Origin of the sequence: Agriterribacter sp. (assembly GCF_035445465.1) — a bacterium.
GTDB lineage: Bacteria > Bacteroidota > Bacteroidia > Chitinophagales > Chitinophagaceae > Agriterribacter.
Genome location: NZ_DAOMQT010000004.1, coordinates 111,751 through 135,142 on the forward strand (window position 1 = coordinate 111,751; position 23,392 = coordinate 135,142).

The following is a 23,392-nucleotide window of genomic DNA, read 5'->3' on the forward strand; positions in this document are numbered from 1 at the left end:
CAGCTCTTTTGTGAGGAATATAGGTTTAATGAATGCCTGACTTCAGGCTATCAGCCATCCGATCCTGGGATCTGATCAGGCCCGAAGCCCGGAAATGCGGTCTGACCCTCCTTTCATCGGGTGCCGACCGCATCACAGGTCACCTGATCATTAACCGGCTGGTATACTGGGTTCGGGTAGCGGTATTGGTTACCCGTATAAAGTATATGCCCGGCTGGTGTTTCTTCGTAAAGGTGAGTGCATATTGCTGTGAGCCGTTTGGAGCGATATGGTTTCTTTCTACAATCTGCCCCACGCTGTTTACCAGGTCTGCCTGCAGGCCATGTTTTTGTATGCTATTGAATTGCAGGTTAACCTGCCTGTCTGCAGGGTTAGGAAATACGGTAAGCGCCAATTCCTGCAGGTTTTCTACAGTAACCGAAGTAATAGCCGAATACTGCACCTTGCCTCTGGCATCTGTTTGCTTTAAGCGGAAATACAGCTTGCCGCCGGCAGATTTGGGAACAGCATAATCAAATTCATATTTTACTACGGTACCTGCCGAGGCGGGCTGCTGACTTTCCATGGCGCCGATGCTGCTGAAATCGTAGCCATTAATGCTTACTTCAGGTATATAGGTAATACCGGTTTCCTCTTTTTCTTTTATCCAGCTTAATGCAATATTGCTGTTATCCGTTTTGCGTGCCGAAAACGTTAACTTTCCTTCGGGTAATATACTCATGGGGCAATAGGTATAGGTAGTGCTGATCGTTACCTCGGTATTCAGGGTTACGATTCTTTGGGTATACCTTCCGCCAATACCCTGTGCCAGAAGGGATGCCACAACATCGTAGTTATAAATCAACGGCCCGGGGCCGGTAAATAAGCCAAAATCGGATGGGGCAATGGTTTGGCTGAAACTACGGGGTGTGGCATTACCATCCTCATCTTCATGTACCGGCGCAGCCTGTATAGTACCCCAGTAATTGGAATAGTCAGCATTGATTCCATTGCTTTTCCACGGTGGGTCGCTGCTTGGCACAGCGGGATTGTCACTGGCGCCAATATCAATATTAGGAAATACGATCATAGTATCAAGCACAATACCAGAACCCAGTCCCGGGCCTGTTATATAATCGGTTCTGAAATAAGTTATTTTGTAGGTTATAGATGCCCCCACATCATTAATCACTTCAAGAAGTGCATATCCCAAGGTAGATACGGTAAGGTCAACGCCCATAAGCGTACCCATTGCCGGATCAAATTTGTAAGGGGAATAAACCACATCAGTTAAACTGGCTAAGTTGGTGGTGTAATTGTACGTTACGGTTTGCAGTGGGCCTCCGCCGGGGCATTGTGCGAGTGATACCTTATTCCAGTTCAGCAAAGCATATACTATAACGAAGCAAATGCGTAGAATTCTAAGCCTCATAGGTATGGATTTTAGTTTACAATAGGTTTGGATACAAAAGGAACCCGTTTTGCGATATGGCCGGTATCAGATCTCCATCAATGATATTTTACCGGGAATAAACAAGCGGATTACCTTTACAACAATACAACAATAATAACGCCTGCTACGGTAAATAAGTACTGCATACCGGCGCGGGCAAAGACATTTAAAAATGTGTTGCTTTTAAACAATTGTAAATCATGAAAGTGATCATAAACGGGGGTAAACGGTTTTTACCAAAGGAGAAAAACTTTGAGGGCTTCATTCACCATATCCTTCGCAGGCTCTGCCAGGTGCAAAGCACCGCTACTTTTATTTTTTTATCCTGTGATAACAATCTTTCCCTGCCCGGCAATGGATTATCTGTTTCCCTACCTGTACCTTTCCTCGCCCGGGCGGTAAATAAATTATGGCATAACCGGAAAGTTGCATCTGTAATTAAAAAAAACGGAGCGGGCATATTGATCACACTCAACGGGAAACCCATATCAACTCCTACTCCTCAAATGCTGGTTATATCAGATGTAGCAGATCGTAAAACAATAAAAGCTGCTGTGAGGAATGTATATGGTGGTAAGCGATGCAGTGTTATTGTTTCATCATTTTTGATGAAGCAAAAGCTGGGCAGAGAAGGTGTGGCAGAAGCTGTTGTTTTTGTGCTGCCCCAGTCGCCCGGTGTAATATACCAGCCTCTTAACTGGGAACAACGGGAAGCCATCAAAAGTAAATATACAGAGGGGAAGGAATATTTTTTGATGCCCCTGTCATCCATACCCCATCATCATATTATCAATACATTAAAAGCTTTTTCTCAATTCAAAAAATGGCAGCAAAGCAATATGCGCTTTATTATATTGGGAAATCTTACCGGTAATAAAAAAATGCAGGAATTGTTACAAACATACCGGTACCGGAGTGATGTAATTATCATGGAAGAGAAGCCGGATGAAAAAACATATGCGGCTATACTGGCATCCTGCATGGCAATGATCTATTTTCCCGGAGATGAAGGAAAGGGCGTTGTGCTGGCGGAAGCGCTGCAATGCGGAACGCCCGTTATTGCTGCAGCCACTGCTACGCTTACCGAAACAGGCGGTGATGCCGTATTGTATTGCGATCCTGCAGACATACAAAAGCTTGCCGGTGAAATGGTGAAGCTGTACAAAGATGAAAAGTTCAGGCATGCCCTTACCGGTAAAGGAAAAGAACAGGTTTTACCGCTCAGTGAAGAAACGGTGATGCAAAGGCTCTGGAATAATATTCAGCAGGTGGTTACCGCATAAATCCGCTTACCTTTGCATCATTTTTATACAAAGTAGTCATGCAAAAATCAACAATTACGATTGACGTAACACTCGACCAGGATAAAATACCTCACCAGATTTCCTGGAAGGCCAGTAGCAGCAGCGCGGAAGAGCCGCAGCATTCAAAAGCAATGATGCTGGCTTTCTGGGACGGGCAGGAGAAATCCGCACTGCGTATTGACCTGTGGACCAAAGAAATGATGGTAGACGAAATGGGTGATTTTTTTTACCAGACACTGATGACCATGGCAGATACCTATCGCAGGGCTACCGGACAAACGGAGCTGGTGGAAGCCATAAAATTATTTGCAGGCGACTTTCATAAAAAATCGCGAGAGCTACTGGAAAAAAGTTAAGCAGTTCCCATGTTATTTGGTGGCAAGTCAATCAAAAAATGTCTGTAAGTTATCGTGAAAAGTGAGAGGTGGTGAATGGTGGTGAGAAGTGAAATGTGAGACGAGTGGAATTCGCTATTGCCTATTGCCTGTTCACCTCTATCCTCTCCCGTTTCACGTTTGATACAGCACTAACAATATAAAAACATACACTATGGCATTAGAGCAAATCGTAAATGATCAGATCAAGGCTGCTATGCTGGCTAAAGATGCAAATAAGCTGCGCGGGTTAAGAGCCATTAAAGCCGCTATTATTATCGCTAAAACATCCGAAGGCGCCGGAGGGCAGCTGGCTGAAGCGGATGAAACGAAATTATTGCAGAAGCTGGTGAAGCAGCGCAAAGATTCCCTCGAAATTTATCAGCAGCAAAATCGTTCAGACCTTGCCCAAACAGAGCAGGAAGAAATTGATGTGATAGAAGCTTTTTTGCCCAAACAGCTAAGCGAAGCGGAGCTAAAGGCGGCGCTCATTAAAATCATAGCTGAAACAGGCGCTGCTTCACCTGCGGATATGGGCAAAGTAATGGCGGCCGCAACTAAGCAACTGGCAGGTCAGGCAGATGGCAAAACCATCAGCGCAGTAGTAAGGGGCTTGCTGGCAAAATAACACTAACCCCTTTACCATGCTATAACCCATGTGGATAGATATTGCTTTTCTTGTAATGCTGGTAGCAGGCCTTATCAAAGGGGCTATGCGGGGCATTGTAATGGCACTGTTTTCATTTGCCGGCTGGATCATTGGCCTGGCGGCGGCATTAAAGTTATCGGCGGTAGTGGCGGTATACATGCAGGAACATACCAGCATTAACGCCAAATGGCTACCCCTGATCGCTTTTATACTTGTATTTGGCATAGTGGCATTGCTGGTACAGTGGGCCGGCAAAGCAATAGAAAATATATTCAACTTTACTTTATTGGGCTGGGTGAACCGTTTGGGCGGCGCATTGCTGTATGCCGGTATGTATGTGCTGGTGGGGAGTATATTGTTGTTTTATGCCGAAAAGATGCAGTTGATCAGTGTGGAAACCTTGTTGTCCAGCCGCGCTTATTCGCTTACTGCAGGGGTAGCACCTGCTTTATTAGAGGGGTTAGGCGTAATGATTCCCGCATTTAAAAATACGTTTCAGGAGCTGCAAACCTTTTTTGATAAAGTAGGAAAAGCGTTTTCCGGTAATGAATAACAGGCAAAGTGCGCCACGAATGCACGAATACGTTTTTTGGTATTCGTGTAATCTATGTAAAATCCTATTTCACGCAGAGAACGCAGCGTTGCGGCGGTCACAAAGAAGCATATGTTGCGTACGCTGCTTCGCTGTGCACGCTGGCAGACCTCCGGTAGGCGGGCGAGAAATCATTGATGAAATATAGTGGCAATAACTTTGTTTTCACCACAAATCCATAAGGCTTCTTCAGTTATGAGCAAGAGGCTGCCTCAAAAGGGCCGGTATAGAAGATATGCCACTAAGGCACAAGGGCACAAAGTCCTGATCTTCCCGTTTTATTTTCTTTGTGTTTTCGTGGCAAAATATTGCTTTTGAGACAGGCCCTTTATTTGTGCGGAGGAATCAGGAGCCGGGAACGGCCTGTTCCCGGGATGACTGCTGTCGGGAACAGCGGAGCTGTCTGACGCAGGAACACCGCCGGTGAATTCGGTTTCCGGAACAGGTAATATGCCCTGTGAAGGATTAATGATCTTAATATTCCTGAAATCCTGTGAAGCTTCTAATCCTTTTCCCGGAAGAACTGTGCCGTCTTTTTTTGTGATCTTCACGGGTTTATCGGTATAAAATATTTCTTTATTCTGATCCCACCATAATTCCTCGCAACGCAGGGTATCCTGGTTAAATTGCTGAATAACCACCACGCTGTCTCTCAGGTACATTTTTTTTTGTCCTTCAATATACCGGCCGTATAAGGCATCCAATATGCTTTCTACCTGCAGGGAATCGTTGTAAAAATCAACATGTAAGGCATTAGGGAATTCCACTCTCGGTAATGTATCCTGGTAGCGGTACATTAATGGTGCGGTAAGCTTGGCCCGCATTTTACCCGCCTGGCTGAAATAGGTTTCAATCGTTCTGGCTTCGTCAACTCCTATTTTCTTTTCTGTAAGTTCTCTTATTTCCTGCTCGCTGTTTTCACATCCGGCCGCCAAAAAGAGCAGTATAGAAAAAGAAGCACACATAAAAAGTGTTCTACCCCTGGCGGTACGCATTATTGGTATGTGCGTTTGATAAACCATATATCGCTTAAAGATAAGCCTATGGAAATCCTGTAAAAGGTTTCGCGAAGGGAATTGCTTTTATTGCCGCGGGCGCCGATCTCAAAAGCGGTATTAACGCTGGTGTACTGGCCGGAATATAAGCTGTATCCATACTTACGAACGGGAAAGGAAGCGCCAAAAGTAACGGCATATACCGGCAGGCTCTTATTAACGGCAATGTAATCAGGGCCTATATAAAACCCGGCGCGGTATTGTACCTGTGCCCAGTAGCTCGTGCTTTTATAGTTCGGTATCACTGAGCCGCCCAGCCTGAACAGCCAGCTATTTTTTACTTCATCCTTCTGGTCGTAATACCGGTAATCCGCCCATTGCGACAAACTGTATTCAGCGCTCACCGACCAGGTAAGGTCTTTTTCAATAGTAATGCCCGCTCCATAGGTAGCAGGCACTATAATTTTACCTTTATTGTCTTTTGAAATGTATACGCTGTCTTTTTGGATTTCTCCCAAAGAGGCGTTGTATTCAAAGGTTTCCCTGATTATATTCCTGGAGGCATTCAATGTGTTTTTGAACTGGGCGTATGCTCCCAGCTTAAGCGTGAAGCTTTTGCTGATACGGGTTGAATACTGCGCTCCCGCATGTACAAAAATGCCGCCGAAGAAAGTACTGTCGGCCCACTTGCCCTTTTCATATAAAACACTGTCATTGATAAAAAGCCGTTCAGTAACATAATTTTTACTGCCAAATGAATAACCCGCATTAATGCCCACCGTAAAATGTTTGCTGCCTATACCGGTTCCCATGTAAGCCTGATAGGAGCCTCCCTGTCCGCTAAAGGAAGTAAGCACACTGTCTATGCCGGGTAGGCGTGTAGTTTGTTGCAGCTCGTAATTGATACGGGTAAGCGGGCGCAATCCAATGTTCATGCCCCAGTTATTTTTTTTAGATAGGGGGAAGCCCACCTGGATATATGATGGTATAAGATAGCCTGAATTCAGCGTGCGAACCGGGTCGGTAGCTTTCAGGGTACGGCCCGTATAGTCAAGTCCCACATCAAATGTGGTATATTTTAAACGGGCGTAGGATGCCGGGTTAATAAAATTTACGGTTACGGGGTCATAATATGCAGCCGAAGCTCCTCCCATAGCGCGGTTTACAATATTCTGGCTGGGTACAATATCGCCTAAGCCATACCGGGAATAGGGAGAATTTTCCTGTGCCGAAGCGCTATTTTCTATCAATAAAACCACACTGAACAAAAAAAATATTCTGCAGTTAGTTATTATACTCACTGATCGCATACAAGCCTTTATAAATTAGATGAGGGTCTGCAAATATCTTATTTTTCAGCACTTGAGCAAAAAAGGGTGAATCACCCCCGGTTAAAAGCACGTTAAAGTTGTTATATCGCTCTGAATATGCGTCAATTATGCCGTCAATTTCTTTTGCCATACCCAGTATTACACCACTGGTTATATTGGTTTTTGTGTCATATCCCACCAATGGAAAGTTCCAATCGGCCTTTACCAAAGGTAATTTGGCAGTATAATCCCTTAGCGATTTAAGCCTCATTTCCATTCCGGGGGAGATGCCTCCTCCCAAAAACTGGTTGTATTTGCTAATAAAATTATAGGTGATGCAGGTGCCTAAGCCTATTACCAGATTATGCTTACCCGGGAAAAAAGCAGTAGCTCCGGCCGATAAGGCCAGCCGGTCGGCGCCAATCGTTTCCGGCTTTGTAACCGGCGCAGTAAAAGGCAGTTTGGTAAGGTTGGTGAGTAAATGAAATTTTGAATGCGCTGCCAAAATACGTTCCATTTCCCTGTTATGGTTGATTACAGAAGATAAAATGCTTTTCTGAGGTTGAATTTGCCGCACCAGCCGGGTAATGGTATCGGGCTCCGCGTCATCCAATACTTCTACAGATTGCAGATCGCGCCCGTTAAATACAGCATATTTAAGTCTTGTGTTACCAAAATCAAAACAAAGTGTTACCATTCCTGTTCAGGTTAAAAGTTAAGGAAGCATGGGCAACACCAAAAGTCTGATAAAAAATGATAAATTTCCAAACTATTGCCGGGCATCTCAAATTAATGGAGCTGAGTGCCTGTACCACGCTTTAACCTGCCATTTCCGGAGCGTTCGCTTTGTTATTTAATAATAACAGTACTTCCGGTATAGCCAAGAGAGGTTGTAACATCTACTGCTGCCTGTCCTACCGGGATGCCTGTTGGTACGGTAGCTGTGATACTGGTAGCTGTATTGGCAGTTACGGTCGCTAACTTCTTATAAACTTGAACAACTGCATTGGACAGGCCCGTACCCCTGATCGTTATTGCTTGCCCTACTGCCACTTCCGCCGGAGTTATAGAAGTAATTACCGGGCCTGCACCTGCACCTGTTACGGTAATCTTTGATGTAGCTTTACCCAGCGAATTCTGAACCAATACCTGCTGCTCACCTGTTGTCGCTCCGGACGGAATAGAGGTGATGATAGCTGTTGAAGTATTGTCATCCACCTGGCAGCCAATGCCTCCGATAGTTACAGACGAACCTGAAAGATTGTTACCTGCTATAGTAATTGTTGCACCGGTCAATGCGCTTGACGGAGATATGCTGCTGATTTTTGGACCATCACCGGCCCCGTCTTTTTTTGAACAGGACAGGCTAACCATGGTCAACATCAATAATAAAGGAAAAGAAGTTAACACGGCATTGCTTAGTTTTTTCATTTCTTTAGTTTTAAGTTGTTAGATACTATATCGGAGAATTTGAAAAAGGTCAACATCTTTAAGTGGAATATTTTGTCGGGTGAAAAATCTTTAATTGGATTGGCATCCTACAATCAGTCCGATATATAAGCCCCAAACGCTTAATTTTATCCATATGCGCTGTAACCGTTAGTTTTGCTTTGTATTTTCATTTACCAATACCAGGTATTCTATAAAAGATTGCTTGTCTGTAACTGATTACTTAATACTGAGATGTATCCGCATGTATCCAAAAAGAGGCGATCAGCCCGGTGTACATCTTATAAATACAGGCTATGACTGCAGAACATCAACGTCTTTCCGTTAATGCGCAAAAACCGGTTCCGCTTGAACAATGGGGGCCTTATTTAAGTGAACGCCAGTGGGGAACCGTGCGGGAGGATTACAGCACGAATGGCGATGCCTGGAATTACTTTCCTTTTCATCAGTCGCACAGCCGGGCTTACCGGTGGGGAGAAGACGGGTTGGCCGGCATTTGCGACTTCTTTGGAAATCTTTGTTTTGGTATAGCACTGTGGAACGGTAAAGACAGGATACTAAAAGAACGGCTGTTTGGCGTGGGCAACAGCGAAGGCAATCATGGTGAGGATGTAAAAGAATTATACTATCACTTAGATAATATGCCCACGCATTATTACATGGAGTACTTATACAAGTACCCCCAGCAGGCTTTTCCATATGAAGATTTATTGGAGCAAAACGGGAAACGTTCAAAACAGGAACCCGAATATGAAATTTTAGATACCGGTGTATTTGATAATAATGAATACTTTGACGTTAAGGTTACCTATGCAAAACAAAGCTCGAAGGATATTTTCATTAAAATTGATGTTACCAACCGTGCGGCTAAATCAGCCCCTGTAACCGTATTACCCACCCTTTGGTTTTATAACCGCTGGACTTACACCGGATTGGATGTAAAACCGGAAATAAAGTACCTGAATAAAAACGCGGTGCAGGCCTCCCATTATAAGCTGGGTAACTATTACCTGTATTTTCAAAATGCGGATGATTGTTTGTTTACTGAAAATGAAACCAATACGGAGAAGGTAAATCAAACACCCAATGCTACTGTTTTTGTAAAAGATGCTTTTCATGATGCCATCATTGAAGGGAAGAACCTCCAGGCATTGCGCGATAAAAAATCGGGAACCAAGTTTTCCCCGGTATACAAATTAAAAATTCCCGCCGGCGCAACAAAAACCATTTATTGCAGGTTCACCAATCAACTCGCAGACAGGCCTTTTGACAGGGGGTTTGAAAAAGTGTTTGTATCCCGAAAAAATGAAGCCAATGATTTTTATGCCGCTATATTACCTGAGGGAATGGATGAAGATATGGCTAAAATTCAGCGCCAGGCGCTCGCAGGTTTGCTATGGAGCAAGCAATACTATCATTTCGATGTAGAGCGGTGGCTTACTACAAGCGATGGCATTACCCCGGTAAATGCAGGCAAACAAAACGGGCGTAATCACGACTGGAAGCATCTTAAGAACCAAGATGTTATTTCTATGCCCGACAAATGGGAATATCCCTGGTATGCGGCCTGGGATCTTGCTTTTCATTGCATTTCAATGGCGGTAGCCGATCCCTGTTTTGCAAAAAACCAGCTATTGCTGATCATGCGCGAATGGTATATGAAGCCGGACGGACAATTGCCCGCCTATGAATGGAACTTCAGCGATGTTAACCCTCCCGTGCAGGGATGGGCCGCCATGCAGGTATATTATATTGAAAAGAAAAAGGATGGTAAAGGGGATATTGTTTTTTTAAAGAAAGTTTTTCAAAAGCTGCTGATCAATTTTACCTGGTGGATGAACCGCAAAGATGTAAGTGGTAATAATCTTTTTGAAGGCGGCTTCCTGGGATTAGATAATATTGGTGTGTTTAACCGCAGTTCGCAATTGGGCAGCAATATGCAATTGGAGCAGGCCGATGGCACAAGCTGGATGGGTATGTATGCGCTGAATATGCTGGATATGGCGCTGGAGATCGCTATGCATGATATAGCTTTTGAAGATACCGCCACCAAGTTTTTTGAGCAGTTCGTACTGATCGCGGAAGCCATTAATGAGCATGGGCTGTGGAATGAAGAAGATAAATTTTTTTATGACACATTATCCATAGCCGGCTCTGAGCCATTGCAGTTGCGTATACAATCCATTGTTGGACTTACCACTTTATTTGCCGTATCTACCATTGAAAAAAAGGTGTTTGATAAATTAAGTGATTTTAAAAAGCGCATTGGCTGGTTTGAAAATTACCGTAAAAAAAATGGGAAGTTTTGGCCCAATGAAGAAAAAAGCGACGGAGAAGCCATGCTGTTGTCGCTCGTACCGCGGGAGCGCCTCGTGTATCTGCTGGAACATTTGCTGAATGAAAATGAATTCCTGTCCGAAGGAGGTATTCGCGCATTGTCGAAGCATCACGAAAAAAATCCTTACAGCGTTACCATCAACGGCATTCATTATACCGCACAATACGACCCCGGAGATTCTACTTCCGATTTTTATGGAGGTAATTCCAACTGGCGGGGACCGGTGTGGATGCCCATTAATTACCTAATCATACAATCTATCCGCCGGTACGGCGCTTTTTACGGCGATGATTTGAAAGTGGAATGCCCAACAGGCTCGGGCATACAATTATCGCTGGGCGAGGTAGCGGATGAGCTTACGAAACGTGTAATTAGTATTTTTAAGAAAGATGATACAGGAAAACGGAAATTATTCGGAACGCATAACTGGTTTTATCAAAAGCCGGAAAACGAAGACCTGGTATTGTTTTATGAATACTTTCATGGCGATGACGGCAACGGGCTGGGCGCTTCTCATCAAACCGGGTGGACCTCGCTGGTGGCAGAGCTGATTAACGAGTTGCATCATAGTAACGGAAAGCATAAAACAGGCCTGGCCTCTGAAGCGGCTACTGCCGAAAGTAAGGCCACCACTTAACCTGTTTATGAAATGCGCCGGGGGGTTATATTTTTATTTTACAAACAGGGCATATCATGCAAACTATTTTAGGCGCGGGAGGTTCCATAGGCGTTGAGCTGGCAAAAATACTTCCTGCTTTCACGGATGACATCCGTTTAGTAAGCCGCACACCTCAAAAAATAAATGCCGGCGATGAACTGTTTGCCGCTGATATTACAGACGCAACAGCGGTGGATAAAGCCGTAAGCGGATCTGAAGTAGTGTATCTTACCGTTGGGTTTCCCTACCGTTTAAAAATATGGGAGGAACGCTGGCCGGTTACTATGCGTAATGTGATTGATGCCTGTAAAAAATATAATGCCCGGTTGGTTTTCTTCGATAATGTATATATGTACGACCGCGATCACCTGCATCACATGACGGAAGAAACACCCGTTCGCCCTACCAGTAAAAAAGGAGCAATCCGCCAGCAGATCGCAGACATGCTGATGGACGAGGTGAAGCAGGGAAAGCTTACTGCGCTTATTGCCCGGTCGGCGGATTTCACCAATGGCAAATCCAGCGTATTGCATCAATTGGTTACAGACAACCTGGTGAAAGGTAAAAGAGCAAACTGGCTTGCCCATGCAAACAAGGTGCACAACTTTACTTTTGTAGCCGATGCAGCAAACGGAACGGCCATTTTAGGCAATACGTCCGATGCTTTTAACCAGGTGTGGCATTTACCAACAGATCAAAGCAAATTAACCGGCAGGCAATGGATTGAGCTCATTGCCAAAGCGCTGAACGCCAAGCCGCGCTATAGCACTTTATCAACTACCATGCTGGGATTACTGGGAATATTTATGCCCGTGCTGAAAGAAATTAAAGAAATGACCTACCAGTATGACCGTGATTATTTTTTTGACAGCAGCAAGTTTAACCGGCGCTTTTCTTACACTCCTGTTACTCCCGATGAAGCGGTGAAGTTGTTGCTGCAGGAACTGCAACACTAAAATCTTTGCAGGCTTCTGTGTAACCAGTACCTTTGCTCCACTTTTTTGAAAAAAGAAATGTAAACGTGTATGCAACATTTGTCTGAGCAGGAAATCATCAGGAGAGAAAAAAGACAGGAGCTGGAAAAGCTGGGCATTGATCCTTATCCTGCTGATGCTTTTCCTGTTACCCATACCGCAGCGGAGATAAAAAAGAATTTTTCCGAGGAACACAAAGCGCATTTTGCAGATATCAGCTTCGCCGGGCGTATCATGGGCATACGGGATATGGGCAAGGCTTCTTTTGGCGTATTGCAGGATCATTCGGGCAGGATACAGATATATGTAAAGCGTGATGATATATGCACGGGAGAAGACAAAACACTATACAATACCGTATGGAAAAAATTATTAGACATTGGTGATATCATTGGCGTAAAAGGATATGGCTTTATTACCAAAACGGGTGAAACCTCTATCCACGTTACTTCATTTACCCTGCTTTCCAAATCACTCAAGCCTTTGCCGGTAGTAAAGGAAGCGGAAGGACAAAGCTTCGACGCTGTTACCGATCCGGAATTCAAATACCGCCAGCGTTATGCCGATATGATCATCAACCCGCAGGTGAGGGACACTTTTGCCAAACGTACCCTGATGATCAATACCATCCGCGATTTCTTAAATGAACATGGGGCGCTTGAAGTAGATACACCTGTATTGCAAAGCATTCCCGGAGGCGCAGCGGCGCGTCCTTTTATAACGCATCACAACGCGCTGGATATTCCTTTGTACCTGCGCATTGCCAATGAGCTGTACCTGAAAAGGCTGATCGTTGGCGGTTTTGACTGGGTGTATGAGTTCAGCCGGAACTTTCGGAATGAAGGGATGGACCGTACGCATAACCCCGAGTTTACCATCCTTGAATTTTATGTGGCATATAAGGACTATTTCTGGATGATGAATACCACGGAAAACCTGCTGGAACAGGTTGCTATTGCTTTACACAATACTACCGATGTGCCCGCAGGTGATAAAGTATTAAATTTTAAAGCGCCTTTTAAAAGGGTTTCCATTTACGATGCAGTAAAAGACCACACGGGCATTGATATCAGTGAAATGGATGAAGCGGCTTTAAGAGATACCTGTAAAAAGCTGCATATAGAAACTACGCCGGGTATGGGCCGCGGAAAGCTTGTTGACAGCATCTTTGGTGAAAAATGCGAGAAGCATTATATACAACCCACCTTTATTATTGACTATCCCGTGGAGATGAGCCCCCTAACCAAAAAGCATCGCAGTAAGCCGGGGCTGGTAGAGCGTTTTGAGCTCATGATCAACGGTAAGGAAATAGCCAACGCGTATAGTGAGCTGAATGATCCTGTTGACCAGCGTGAACGCTTTGAGGAGCAGGTAAAGCTTATGGAGCGTGGCGATGAAGAAGCCATGTTCATTGATCACGATTTTTTGAGAGCGCTGGAATACGGCATGCCACCTACCGCCGGCATCGGCATCGGCATAGACCGCTTGTGCATGCTGCTAACCAACCAGCCTTCCATACAGGATGTGCTTTTCTTTCCGCAGATGCGGCCCGAGAAAAGGGAGGGGGAAGATCTGAAATTTGAGATTTAAGATTGGTTCAGGTTACAGGTTGCAGGGCCCAGGGAGTATCCGTTTTAATCCGGCTTATCGTTTCGGATTTAAGATTTAATGCTTCGGATTTCCCTGTCATGCTGAGTAACGAAGCATCTGTATTTTCATTTGGTGCCAGTTATTTGTTTTGGTGCTTTGTATTCTACCCGCTAAATGCCTGTATTTGCCTGCTATAACCATCCTGACTTTCTAAAAAAATAATAGAGCAGACTACAGACAGCAATGGTTAAAATAATTACAGCGTAGTATCCATAATGCCATTCGAGCTCAGGCATAAATTTAAAATTCATACCATAAAAACCAGCGATCATTGTTGGCATAGCAATGATCGCAGCCCATCCCGCAAACTTTTTTGAAGTATCATTTTGAGATATGGATATTAAAGAAAAGTTGGCTTCCAGTGCAGTATTTAATAATTCTCTTGTATTATCTATCATTTCATTAATGCGTACAGCATGGTCGTAAATATCGCGGAAATAAGGTTGTGTTTCAGTTGATATGCTTTTGATATCAAACCGCATCAGGCGGTTGCAAATATCTATCAGGGGAGACACCGCTCTTTTTACTTCCAGCAATTCCCGCTTTAATTCGTATATCTGTTCTGTAGTTTCCCGGCTGGGCTTTGCTTTAAATATTTTATCCTCAATTACGTCTAACTCCTGTTCGAGCTCCTCTACAACCGGGAAATACTTGTCAACAATAAAATCCATAATGGCATATAGTACAAAGCCCTGGCCTTTGCCTAACAGCTCAGGCATTGTTTCACAACGCGACCTTACTTCGGTATATGGAACAGAAGAACCATGCCGTATGCTCACAATGAAATTCATTCCCACAAAAAAATGGGTTTCGCCAAATTCAATATGACGTTCCTGGTTCATCTGTGCCGTACGAAGCACCACAAAGATGGAGTCGCCATATAATTCTATTTTAGGACGCTGGTGTGCCCGGTGTGCGTCTTCAATAGCTAGGTCATGTAAATTAAATTCATCCTGCACCTTGCTGAGTATTGCTTCAGATGGTTCATATAACCCTATCCATACGAACTTATCCTTTTCTTTAAGGATATCATGTACTTTATTTAATTCAATATCGGCAAGCTTTTGACCACCTGCATAAGCGGCGCAATTGATAATCTCTTTCATGTACTGCTGTTTGAAAGTATCAATACTGTTACTTACAGAAAGTTCGGAAAAAAACAGACAGATGGTGCAAACTATAACAGGATTCCCGGATTAAATCTGCTTACTTAGTCGCACACGAAAGGCAAATGCTATCTTTGCCCTGAAATGATAAGCCCCTTCTGTGTAAACAGTATAGCCTAAAACCCTGACGCCACACTTAATGCTGTATTAAAAACTTTGTTCTGGTTATATGGTTCTATTAAAAGTATCGGGAATCCGCAAGCAGGAAGGATCTGATGTTGTATTGCAGGATGTTAGCTTTACCCAGCAACAGTTACAAAAAATTGCTATTGCAGGCGCGTCGGGATCAGGAAAAAGCACCTTACTGAAAATTATCGCAGGATTGATTCAGGCTGATGCGGGTGAAGTATTATTTGAAAATAAAAGGGTAAAAGGGCCTTATGAAAAACTGATACCGGGACATCCGGAAGTTGCTTATTTGTCACAACAATTTGAATTGCGCAATAACTACAGCGTAGAAGAGATACTGAGTTACGCAAACACATTATTGCCCGGAGAAACAGCGGATTTATATGAAGTTTGCAGGATCGGTCATTTACTGAAAAGGAGAACGGATGAATTATCGGGCGGAGAAAAACAAAGAATTGCATTGGCCAGGTTACTTACCACTTCACCCAAACTTTTATTACTTGATGAGCCTTTTTCGAACCTTGACCTGATACATAAAAATATACTGAAGTCCGTTATCCGTGATATTAGCGAAGCACTCCATATTACCTGCACGCTGGTTTCGCATGATCCCGGTGATACCCTTCCCTGGGCAGATGAAATTTTTATAATGAGGGAAGGGCAAATCATCCAGAAAGGATCGCCCAAAGCAATTTACCGCTCTCCCATTAACGCTTATGCGGCCGAATTGTTCGGCACCTGTAATGTCATTCGCGATGCGCGGGTAAAAGCTCTTTTAGGTTTGCCGGGCAATCAAATCAATAACGAAGCGGTATTCATACGTCCGGAAGCTTTAAAAATGGGCAGCAGTGAAACGCACGCGCTTAAAGGAAAGGTAAACGCGGTATATTTTGGGGGAAGTTATTATGAAGTAGAAATATTGCTTTCCAACATCAAGATTTCGGTAAGAACAGAAAAGGCTCCTCCTGCCGTTGCCGATATGGTATACGTATCGTTAAGAGCAGAAGGGGACTGACCTGTATTATTTTAGCCCATATGCGGAAGGAAGCACTCCTTTTTTAAACAAGTCGTACCCAAACATAGTAGGATTGTATTCTCCTATAACACCTACATCAGCTTTTTCAGGAATTTTACTTTCCATACCCGTACACCAAAGAGCTGCATTTACAAACAATCTGCGAAGATCTTCACTTTTAAAATCAATGGAAGCGCCTATCGTGCTGGCAAAAACCCTTCCAGTTTGGCCATTCTCCCCCTGGTAAGTTCTGATCCACGATACCGGCATAATGGATTTATTGAGATTGACACTACTGTCTGACGATAATCCATTGGTGGATTGCCCATATACCAGAACTTTGGAATCACCCGGCAATTCTCGTACCGTATATACATCTGTTGGCCCCCATATATTAGCAACACCGTTGAGAATAGGATTTTTTTCATCTTTTAGTATGCCATTAATTAATCCGCGCGTGCCTTCGCTTCCATGCTTACCATGATGATTGATCCAGGTCTCACCCAAAATTCTTCTTCCAAAACCATCTTCCCAACCCTTTATTTTACTATTAAAAGAATGCTTTGCATATTGATTATTTGGATTCTTCTTATAGTAAAAAGCATGTGTTGCAGTACGTAATCCCATAACCGGTTTACCCTGCCGTATATAATTATCAATGTATTTCATTTGTTCGTCGGGTAATTCTCTGAACCGGGTAAAGATCACCATCAGGTCGGCGGTTTGCAAATTTTCCAATCCGGGAATATTATCAAGCGTTTCCACGTTGATATAACCGGTTGCAGGATCAACAGCAAACAATACCGTGCACTTAAATCCATATTTCCGGGCCAGTATTTTACCCAGCATGGGCAACGCTTCTTCAGAGCGGTACTCTTCATCGCCACTGATCAGCACAATATGTTTTCCTTTGCCCGGCCCTTCGCCTCCGGCATACGTAACCCACTGCTTTGGCTGCTGCGCCAGTGTGCACGAAGTACAAAAAATAATAACCACGAATACGCGGGAAATGCATGAGCTTAAAGAGAAGAATTGTTTCATGTTATGAATTTATAGAACTACGGCAAATTACATGTTTATTTTTTAAACAAATTAAACCCCTGCAATTGTTTTAAACACCACCCTGTTTTCCACTAAAAAATGGCAAAGTGATTTTGTAACTTTAGGAAAACACATTTTATGAAACAGATATTTACCAGTTGCTGCGCAATTTTTTTGCTCATTTCATGCGGCCGGTTAATGGCCCAGGATGATGCCGCCACTAAAGCCTGGATGGCCTATATGACCCCGGGTGAAATACATCAAATGCTTGCAAAAGACGATGGAGAATGGAATGAGGAAATAACAACCTGGGTGGCTCCCGGGGCAACACCCACCAACAGCAATGGTGTTGTAGTAAATAAGATGATAATGGGCGGACGCTACCAGGAATCAAAGCATACTGCTAATTTTATGGGACAGCCGTTTGAAGGCTATGGTTTAATGGGCTATGATAATGCAAAGAAAATTTTTCAAAGTTCCTGGATAGACAATATGGGTACCGGCATTATGCATATGGAAGGCAAATGGGATCCCCAAATGAAAACGATTCATTTTACCGGCACGTTGGTTGATCCGTCTATCGGTAATGAATTGCAGGTAAGGGAAACGTTTAAATGGATAGACGACAATACACAATTAATGGAGATGTTTATAGAGCAGGATGGCAAAGAATTCAAGAATATGGAAATTAAATTTACCCGAAAATAAAGACCAATGCCCATTCCCTAAAGTATTATACACTTCAGGGTTTGTTGGTATAATTTTACCAAAAGCAAAAAGCCATCCACATAATGGGATGGCTTTTTAAAAAATACTATAATAAAATAACTTATTGCTTAGGTTCAAGCAGTTTAAAGAACTGGTCTAATTGCGGAAGTACAACGATCCTTGTTCTGCGGTTGGCTGCTCTTCCTTCTGCTGTATTGTTATCAGCAACAGGAACATATTCACTGCGTCCGGCTGCGGTTAGCTGGGCAGGAGCAATACCATATTGTTTTTGAAGCACTCTTACTACCGAGGTAGCGCGTTTAACACTCAGATCCCAGTTGTCTACCAATACGCCTTTGCTGTATGAAAGGTCATCGGTGTGCCCTTCAACCATATATTCAAGATCCGGCTGGTTTTTCAGCACCTGTGCTACTTTACCCAATATTTCTTTTGCTTTGTCGGTAATAACGTAGCTGCCGCTTCTGAATAATAATTTATCAGAAATATCAATGAACACAACGCCTTTGTCTACTTTAATATTAATATCCTGGTCATCTAAATTACCTATAGCGCCTTTGAGGTTCATCACCAATGCCATATTCAGTGAATCTTTACGGGCCATAGCCGATTGCAGATCCTGGATATAAGCATCTTTTGCGCCGATATTGTCGAGCGATTTCTTTATGCTTTCAGCCTGGGCACTGGAGATTACAGAAAGATCTTCCAGTTGCTTTAACGTTGTAGTGTTGTTTTCTTTAAGAAATGCGAGTTGCTTATTCAGTGCTTCAATTTCACTTTGATAAGCTGCATTTTTGCGGGCATTCTCTGCTTTGTCGTCTTCACAAATTTTAAAATCACCTTGTAGCTTTGTGTGAGCCTGGTTCAGAGAATCTAACTGAGCCTGTGCCGCTTTAAATTTTTTACTGCTTACACAGGAAAACAGAAAAGCCGGAGCAAGGGCCAAGAGTAAAAAATACTTCAATTTCATTTTGAATTGTTTTTTGAGATGTTATTGGTAAAGATATGTTATGAAAATGATTAAAATCGTTTCAGGGGCTGGAAATTCGCACAAAGCTATCATTTTTAATAAAAAAGAGAAAGAATATACATACATTCTTTCTCTTTTTCGTGCCTTAAGGCCCAATATTAAGAAAATTATCCTCTTCTTGCACGTGTTTCACTGTTGCCTGAAGGCCTGCTGTTGCTTCTGCTTTCGCTTCCGGAGGAAGGAGCACGGGAGGGACTTTCTATTCTTTGTGGTGCAGTAGAAGGCCGTGTCCGTTCAACATTGCTGCGTGCAGGCTGCGTTCTTTCACTAACGGTATTGGGTGCTCTTCTTTCAGGTATAGCCGGTTGTTGCGTCTGGGGGCGAACGGTTTCTCTTCTGATAGCAGGCGCCGGTGTTGTATTTTCCCTGCGTTCAGCCAGTTGCCTGTTCACAGGGTTACTGTTGTTTGTATTATTTGTTCTTGCAGGTCGTTGCGGTGTAGCGCGTTCTGTATTGCCGGTTGCCGGAGCTTCACGAAGGTTCCTGGAAGGCCGTGCTGTGTTCGGATTGGTAACCGTTCCGCTGGCCCGGTTATCTGAACTGCGCCCGGATGGGTTGCGCGGAGTAACGGCGCCGGGAGTGGTGCTCACCCTTCTTTCAGCAGGACGTGCATTGCTATTGGTATTCCGGCCTGCAGTTCTTTCGGCAGGACGTGCGTTATTAAATCTTCTTACCGGAGCCGACTGCGCGTTTCTGTTGTATGACACGGGCCTGCGGTTGTCTCTTGTAACCACATCCCTGCGGTGATTATAAATATTGTTATTGTGATAAACATTGATATTATTTACAATAACGGTATTTCTGCTCCTGTAATAGCTGTTGCCGTAATAACCGTGCCTGTACCCGCCATAATAAGGTGTCCAGCAATAGGAAGGGCGGTATATAGCCGGACCCCACCATCCGCCCCAACCCCAGGCGCTATAGTTTCCTATACCCGTGTTAAACCATCCTGTGCTATAGTTGAATCCAAAGCCCCATCCGGTCCACGGATTGTAATGCATATTAAAACCCCAGGTGTAAGGACGGGCATAGTAATGATTTCCATACCAGGGCTGGTAATAGTATCCTGTGCCATACACCACTGTAGGCCCGTATACAAAAGTATTCAGGTACCCGGGTGTGTAGCCCATATAGATATAATCGGGCGTTACATCATATATATACACATACTTCATGGCATATACAGGGTAACGCGGGGGAATAAGCGAAACAGCATAGGGACGGACAGTACTTACTACCCAGGGGCCGTTTGCATTGTAAGACTGGAACCATACGCCGTTATCTACAGCATAATAGGTACCTCTCCAGCGTATTACATAATCCGGCGTATTAACGGCATAAGCCATATCCGTACCGTCAATATTATCAAACCTGGGATTGCCGTCGTATTGAATGTCAGCATTTGCATTATTGCGGTCAACCTTAGCCGTTTGCGGAACCTGTGCATCCATCACGGCATCGCTGGCTGCAAGTGTACCTGCCACGCTCGACAATACATTGTCCTTAGGCGACCCTTCCGGTATTTTCGCAAAATCGGCAGGCAGTTTGTCGGAAGCCACATAGTTCCATTTACCGCTTAACGCTGTTGATTTATACCAGCGGCCCGAAAGCAATACATAATATTGCTGGCTGGCAACATCCATAAATATGTCGTTGGAGGAATTTCTTACATACAACAGGTTGGTTTGCTGTATGGGTGTAAAATTGGGTTCGCCGTTCGACTGTAAGAGTTCTGCAGGCTCCGTACTTACTATGATATTGGAAATCACATAATCATTTTCTTCCTGCTGCGCATTATTGTCTTTGTTAGCCTGTGCAATTTCCGATTGTATTTTTTCGAGGCTGGAGGGAACACTGGTTGTAATAGCATAAGGCCCGGTAGCTGATGGAGCAGCATACCAGTGCTTGCCTCCATACAGATAAAATTTGTTACTGCTTTTTACGATAATAAAAGGCGTATTGACCACTGTTTCCACACCCCAGTTGCTGTTTTGCTGTAACCTGGGCGCCCCGTCTATTACAATGAGCAGGGAAGGCTTGTCGGCATATATGATTTTTGGCGGCGTATTGCTAAGCTCGCCGGCAATCTTTTGCTGTTCCTGCGTGGTTTGTAAAGCGGTATTGATTTCGCTTGCAGCGATGGAGATATTCCTGTTCGACATGCCACCGGCAATGCTGGTTTGCAGGGCTGCCAGCTTATTTTCATCAGTTTCATTAGGGAGCCTGATGGCGTTTACCTCAACGGAACGAATAATTACCTGTTGGCCATTGTTGTTTGTTGAGGCCGTTAACCAGATCATTCCAAACGAGGGTTCGCTCTTTCCATTTTCACTAACGGATATAGCAGCGTTTGCCTGCAATGTTCCGTTTGAAAAAGATTCGGGCTGCCATTGATATACTTTTATCAACTGGCCATCCTGTGTGGTAATGGTTTTAGGCCATTCATTTTGAGCGGTAGCCGCAAAGGGCAATGCCATGCTAAAAAACAGGGCGGCTATTATGGTGTAAAATGCTTTCATATTGTAAACATTTAGTAGTGTAATAGTAAGACAAAACTTATAACCGTTAGTTTAATTTAAAATTACCGAATCGGGGATTGCTTTTGTAGTGCGTTTTGTTAATGTTTTGCCATACCCGGCGGCTATATGCTAATCTTACAGACAGCCATATGGTATAACGCGTTGCACTGTAAAATGTTACAATTGAGCATAGGCGTATTACCGGCCTATCCATTCTTTAAACGCAGCTACATTTTCCTGGGGTATAATAATATCTTCATTAACCGCCGGCGCTACCTCCAGCTTTATTTTACCTTTAGGATAAGCTTTCAGCAGCTTTATGGCCGTCATATTAACGAGGTATTTGCGGTTTACCCGGTAAAACCGGGAAGGGTCTAATCGCTTTTCAATACCGGCAAGCGATTGATCAAGGATAAATTTTTGATTTTTGTTATCTACCAGGCACACTAATTTATGCATAGCATAGAAACAGGAAATATCTTCCGTTCTGATGCTTATATAATCTGACCCTCTTTTTACCAGGAACCGTTTTTTATATTCATTGCTTTCAGGTTGCCAGCGTATCAGTTTTTCATAGCTGAGCGTAAAATAGTTTTTCAGCGTTTCATATTTTTTCAATGCGGTTTCCAGCTTATGCTGGTGTATAGGTTTAAGCAGGTAGTCAATGCCGTTATGCTCAAAAGCTTCCTGCCAGTATTCATCATAGGCGGTGGTGAATATCACCGGGCAGGTGATGTTGATTTTGTCAAATATACCAAAAGACAGTCCGTCGGATAATTCAATATCCAGAAAGATCAGTTCCGGCAACCCGTTTTCCCTCAGCCATTCTACTGCTGCTTTGGTACTGCTTAAAATGGCGGATACTTCAATATTACCATTACATTGCAAAATGGCTTTATGCAGTTTTTGAGCGGCCGGCTTTTCGTCTTCAATAATAATAACCTTCATATTACGTCATTTTGAGTAGCGGTAATTCAACAACAAAATAATCATCCGTAGCAGCAACTGCAATTTCTTTTCCTGTAATTAATTTATAACGCTCATTCAGGTTGCTCAAACCGGTTTTTGAAGATTCCCTTTTCTGTTCTTTTGTTTGCAGCCTGTTACGCACGATTAACCTTTCTTCCTTCCATTGTATATGAATAACCAAAGGGCTGCTGTCGGAGAACTCATTATGCTTGATCGCGTTTTCGGCTAACAACTGCAAAGAGATAGGCGGAATAAGCCAGGCTTCGTACTGTGCTTCATCTATTTCTGATTGCAGGTGAACGGCATTTTCAAACCGTATGCACAGCAGGGAAAAATAGTCGTTTAAAAAATGTATTTCATCCCGTAGCAGCACCAGTTCCTGCTCCTTATGCTGCAGGATATAACGGTAAACACCGGCTAAATGATCGTTAAACAGCTTGGCCCTCGCAGGCTTTTCTTCTATAAGATGAGAAAGCGTATTTAAGGAGTTAAAAATAAAATGGGGGTCTATCCGGCTCTTTAACGCTTCCAGTTCTGCCTCTGTTTTTGCTCTTTCTAATTGTTCGTTCCTGAGCATTTCATTTTCCGATTCCTTTACCAGGAAAACCGTTTCATATACATGTGTAATAAAAATAACGCAGATCATGATGATCAGTGTTGACGTAATAATAACCTGGCGGTTGGGCTTGTCATCTGAAAAGATGGTATACCATCCCGAAAGCATCAGTACGGAAACCGGTATGGTGTAAAAGGATATGGAAAGAAGCATTACCGCAATTTTGCGTACCGGCCTATTATGCCAGTCAAAATAGCTTCTTAGTGAAAAATGCAGGTATCGGTTGCCTTCCCATACCATAAAAGCAATAAGAATAGTATACAGGAAGCTCAGTTTAACCTGCCAGTGAGAAAGATTATTTACATTAATCATGCCGGTTACCAAAGGGATGGCAATGCCAAAAACCGGGGCAAGCATAAGCCGGAACCCTATGTCGTTTATGCTTAACCGCTGCCCGTTGAGCTTCGCCGGTAAAAGTCCGGTATTGATCCGCCTTCTTTCCAATTTCGTCCGGTT

General features: G+C 43.6%; 20 protein-coding genes. 9 read left to right on the top strand and 11 right to left on the bottom strand.

The window, feature by feature from the left end; translation table 11 throughout:
- Nucleotides 1-139 precede the first annotated feature (139 nt).
- The gene (locus PLE34_RS03620) at nucleotides 140-1,411 is read right to left on the bottom strand and encodes a T9SS type A sorting domain-containing protein (RefSeq protein WP_324554314.1); all 1,272 of its coding nucleotides are present in this window, start codon (nucleotides 1,409-1,411) and stop codon (nucleotides 140-142) included.
- A gap of 221 nt (nucleotides 1,412-1,632) precedes the next feature.
- On the opposite strand from PLE34_RS03620, the gene PLE34_RS03625 reads away from it, so the two are divergent.
- The 4 genes from PLE34_RS03625 (at nucleotide 1,633) to PLE34_RS03640 (ending at nucleotide 4,312) form a co-directional block, all read left to right on the top strand.
- Complete coding sequence (locus PLE34_RS03625; RefSeq protein WP_324554316.1) at nucleotides 1,633-2,715, top strand: glycosyltransferase; 1,083 nt, start codon at nucleotides 1,633-1,635, stop codon at nucleotides 2,713-2,715.
- Nucleotides 2,716-2,753: 38 nt separating this feature from the next.
- Entirely contained in the window at nucleotides 2,754-3,092 is a 339-nt protein-coding gene (gene gldC, locus PLE34_RS03630; RefSeq protein ID WP_324554318.1) for a gliding motility protein GldC, read from the top strand.
- A 193-nt stretch (nucleotides 3,093-3,285) separates the two neighbouring features.
- Entirely contained in the window at nucleotides 3,286-3,738 is a 453-nt protein-coding gene (locus PLE34_RS03635) for a GatB/YqeY domain-containing protein (RefSeq protein ID WP_324554320.1), read from the top strand.
- Nucleotides 3,739-3,766: 28 nt separating this feature from the next.
- Nucleotides 3,767-4,312 carry a CvpA family protein gene (locus PLE34_RS03640; protein WP_324554322.1) on the top strand — a complete coding sequence of 182 codons (546 nt, stop codon included), beginning with the start codon at nucleotides 3,767-3,769 and terminating at the stop codon, nucleotides 4,310-4,312.
- 317 nt (nucleotides 4,313-4,629) lie between these two features.
- Here the strand turns inward: PLE34_RS03640 and lptC are convergent, their stop codons facing one another.
- The 4 genes from lptC to PLE34_RS03660 all read right to left on the bottom strand — a co-directional run bounded on the left by lptC (nucleotide 4,630) and on the right by PLE34_RS03660 (nucleotide 8,087).
- Nucleotides 4,630-5,346, bottom strand: coding sequence for an LPS export ABC transporter periplasmic protein LptC (lptC, locus tag PLE34_RS03645; RefSeq protein ID WP_324554324.1), 717 nt, complete (start codon nucleotides 5,344-5,346; stop codon nucleotides 4,630-4,632).
- Entirely contained in the window at nucleotides 5,346-6,605 is a 1,260-nt protein-coding gene (gene bamG / locus PLE34_RS03650; protein WP_324554326.1) for a BamG family beta-barrel-assembly machinery protein, read from the bottom strand. Before bamG ends, lptC begins: the two co-directional genes overlap by 1 nt.
- Nucleotides 6,606-6,630: 25 nt before the next feature.
- Complete coding sequence (locus PLE34_RS03655; protein ID WP_324554328.1) at nucleotides 6,631-7,353, bottom strand: type III pantothenate kinase; 723 nt, start codon at nucleotides 7,351-7,353, stop codon at nucleotides 6,631-6,633.
- Between the two features lie 152 nt (nucleotides 7,354-7,505).
- Nucleotides 7,506-8,087 (bottom strand): IPT/TIG domain-containing protein, encoded by a 582-nt coding sequence (locus PLE34_RS03660; RefSeq protein ID WP_324554330.1) that lies wholly within the window; start codon nucleotides 8,085-8,087, stop codon nucleotides 7,506-7,508.
- Between the two features lie 314 nt (nucleotides 8,088-8,401).
- Here PLE34_RS03660 and PLE34_RS03665 point away from each other — a divergent pair, with 314 nt between their 5' ends.
- From PLE34_RS03665 to lysS, 3 genes are all read left to right on the top strand, one after another.
- On the top strand, nucleotides 8,402-11,080 hold the full coding sequence (locus tag PLE34_RS03665) for an MGH1-like glycoside hydrolase domain-containing protein (RefSeq protein ID WP_324554332.1): 2,679 nt from the start codon (nucleotides 8,402-8,404) through the stop codon (nucleotides 11,078-11,080).
- A 56-nt stretch (nucleotides 11,081-11,136) separates the two neighbouring features.
- Entirely contained in the window at nucleotides 11,137-12,057 is a 921-nt protein-coding gene (locus tag PLE34_RS03670) for an NAD(P)H-binding protein (protein WP_324554334.1), read from the top strand.
- Nucleotides 12,058-12,126: 69 nt separating this feature from the next.
- On the top strand, nucleotides 12,127-13,665 hold the full coding sequence (gene lysS / locus PLE34_RS03675) for a lysine--tRNA ligase (RefSeq protein ID WP_324554336.1): 1,539 nt from the start codon (nucleotides 12,127-12,129) through the stop codon (nucleotides 13,663-13,665).
- 191 nt (nucleotides 13,666-13,856) lie between these two features.
- Here the strand turns inward: lysS and corA are convergent, their stop codons facing one another.
- Nucleotides 13,857-14,831 carry a magnesium/cobalt transporter CorA gene (gene corA, locus PLE34_RS03680; RefSeq protein WP_324554338.1) on the bottom strand — a complete coding sequence of 325 codons (975 nt, stop codon included), beginning with the start codon at nucleotides 14,829-14,831 and terminating at the stop codon, nucleotides 13,857-13,859.
- Between the two features lie 229 nt (nucleotides 14,832-15,060).
- Here corA and PLE34_RS03685 point away from each other — a divergent pair, with 229 nt between their 5' ends.
- Nucleotides 15,061-16,035: an ABC transporter ATP-binding protein gene (locus PLE34_RS03685; RefSeq protein WP_324554340.1), complete on the top strand. Its 975-nt coding sequence runs from the start codon at nucleotides 15,061-15,063 to the stop codon at nucleotides 16,033-16,035.
- 6 nt (nucleotides 16,036-16,041) lie between these two features.
- Here the strand turns inward: PLE34_RS03685 and PLE34_RS03690 are convergent, their stop codons facing one another.
- A complete protein-coding gene (locus PLE34_RS03690) occupies nucleotides 16,042-17,076 on the bottom strand; it encodes a ThuA domain-containing protein (RefSeq protein ID WP_324554342.1) in 1,035 nt (344 codons plus the stop codon).
- Nucleotides 17,077-17,214: 138 nt separating this feature from the next.
- On the opposite strand from PLE34_RS03690, the gene PLE34_RS03695 reads away from it, so the two are divergent.
- Nucleotides 17,215-17,784, top strand: coding sequence for a DUF1579 domain-containing protein (locus PLE34_RS03695; RefSeq protein WP_324554344.1), 570 nt, complete (start codon nucleotides 17,215-17,217; stop codon nucleotides 17,782-17,784).
- A 121-nt stretch (nucleotides 17,785-17,905) separates the two neighbouring features.
- Here PLE34_RS03695 and PLE34_RS03700 read toward each other — a convergent pair whose 3' ends face one another.
- From PLE34_RS03700 to PLE34_RS03715, 4 genes are all read right to left on the bottom strand, one after another.
- Nucleotides 17,906-18,772, bottom strand: coding sequence for an OmpA/MotB family protein (locus tag PLE34_RS03700; protein ID WP_324554346.1), 867 nt, complete (start codon nucleotides 18,770-18,772; stop codon nucleotides 17,906-17,908).
- A gap of 167 nt (nucleotides 18,773-18,939) precedes the next feature.
- Complete coding sequence (locus tag PLE34_RS03705; RefSeq protein WP_324554348.1) at nucleotides 18,940-21,351, bottom strand: hypothetical protein; 2,412 nt, start codon at nucleotides 21,349-21,351, stop codon at nucleotides 18,940-18,942.
- Between the two features lie 198 nt (nucleotides 21,352-21,549).
- Nucleotides 21,550-22,299, bottom strand: a complete 750-nt coding sequence (locus PLE34_RS03710; RefSeq protein ID WP_324554350.1) for a LytR/AlgR family response regulator transcription factor — start codon at nucleotides 22,297-22,299, stop codon at nucleotides 21,550-21,552.
- A gap of 1 nt (nucleotide 22,300) precedes the next feature.
- Nucleotides 22,301-23,380: a sensor histidine kinase gene (locus PLE34_RS03715; RefSeq protein ID WP_324554352.1), complete on the bottom strand. Its 1,080-nt coding sequence runs from the start codon at nucleotides 23,378-23,380 to the stop codon at nucleotides 22,301-22,303.
- Nucleotides 23,381-23,392 lie beyond the last annotated feature (12 nt).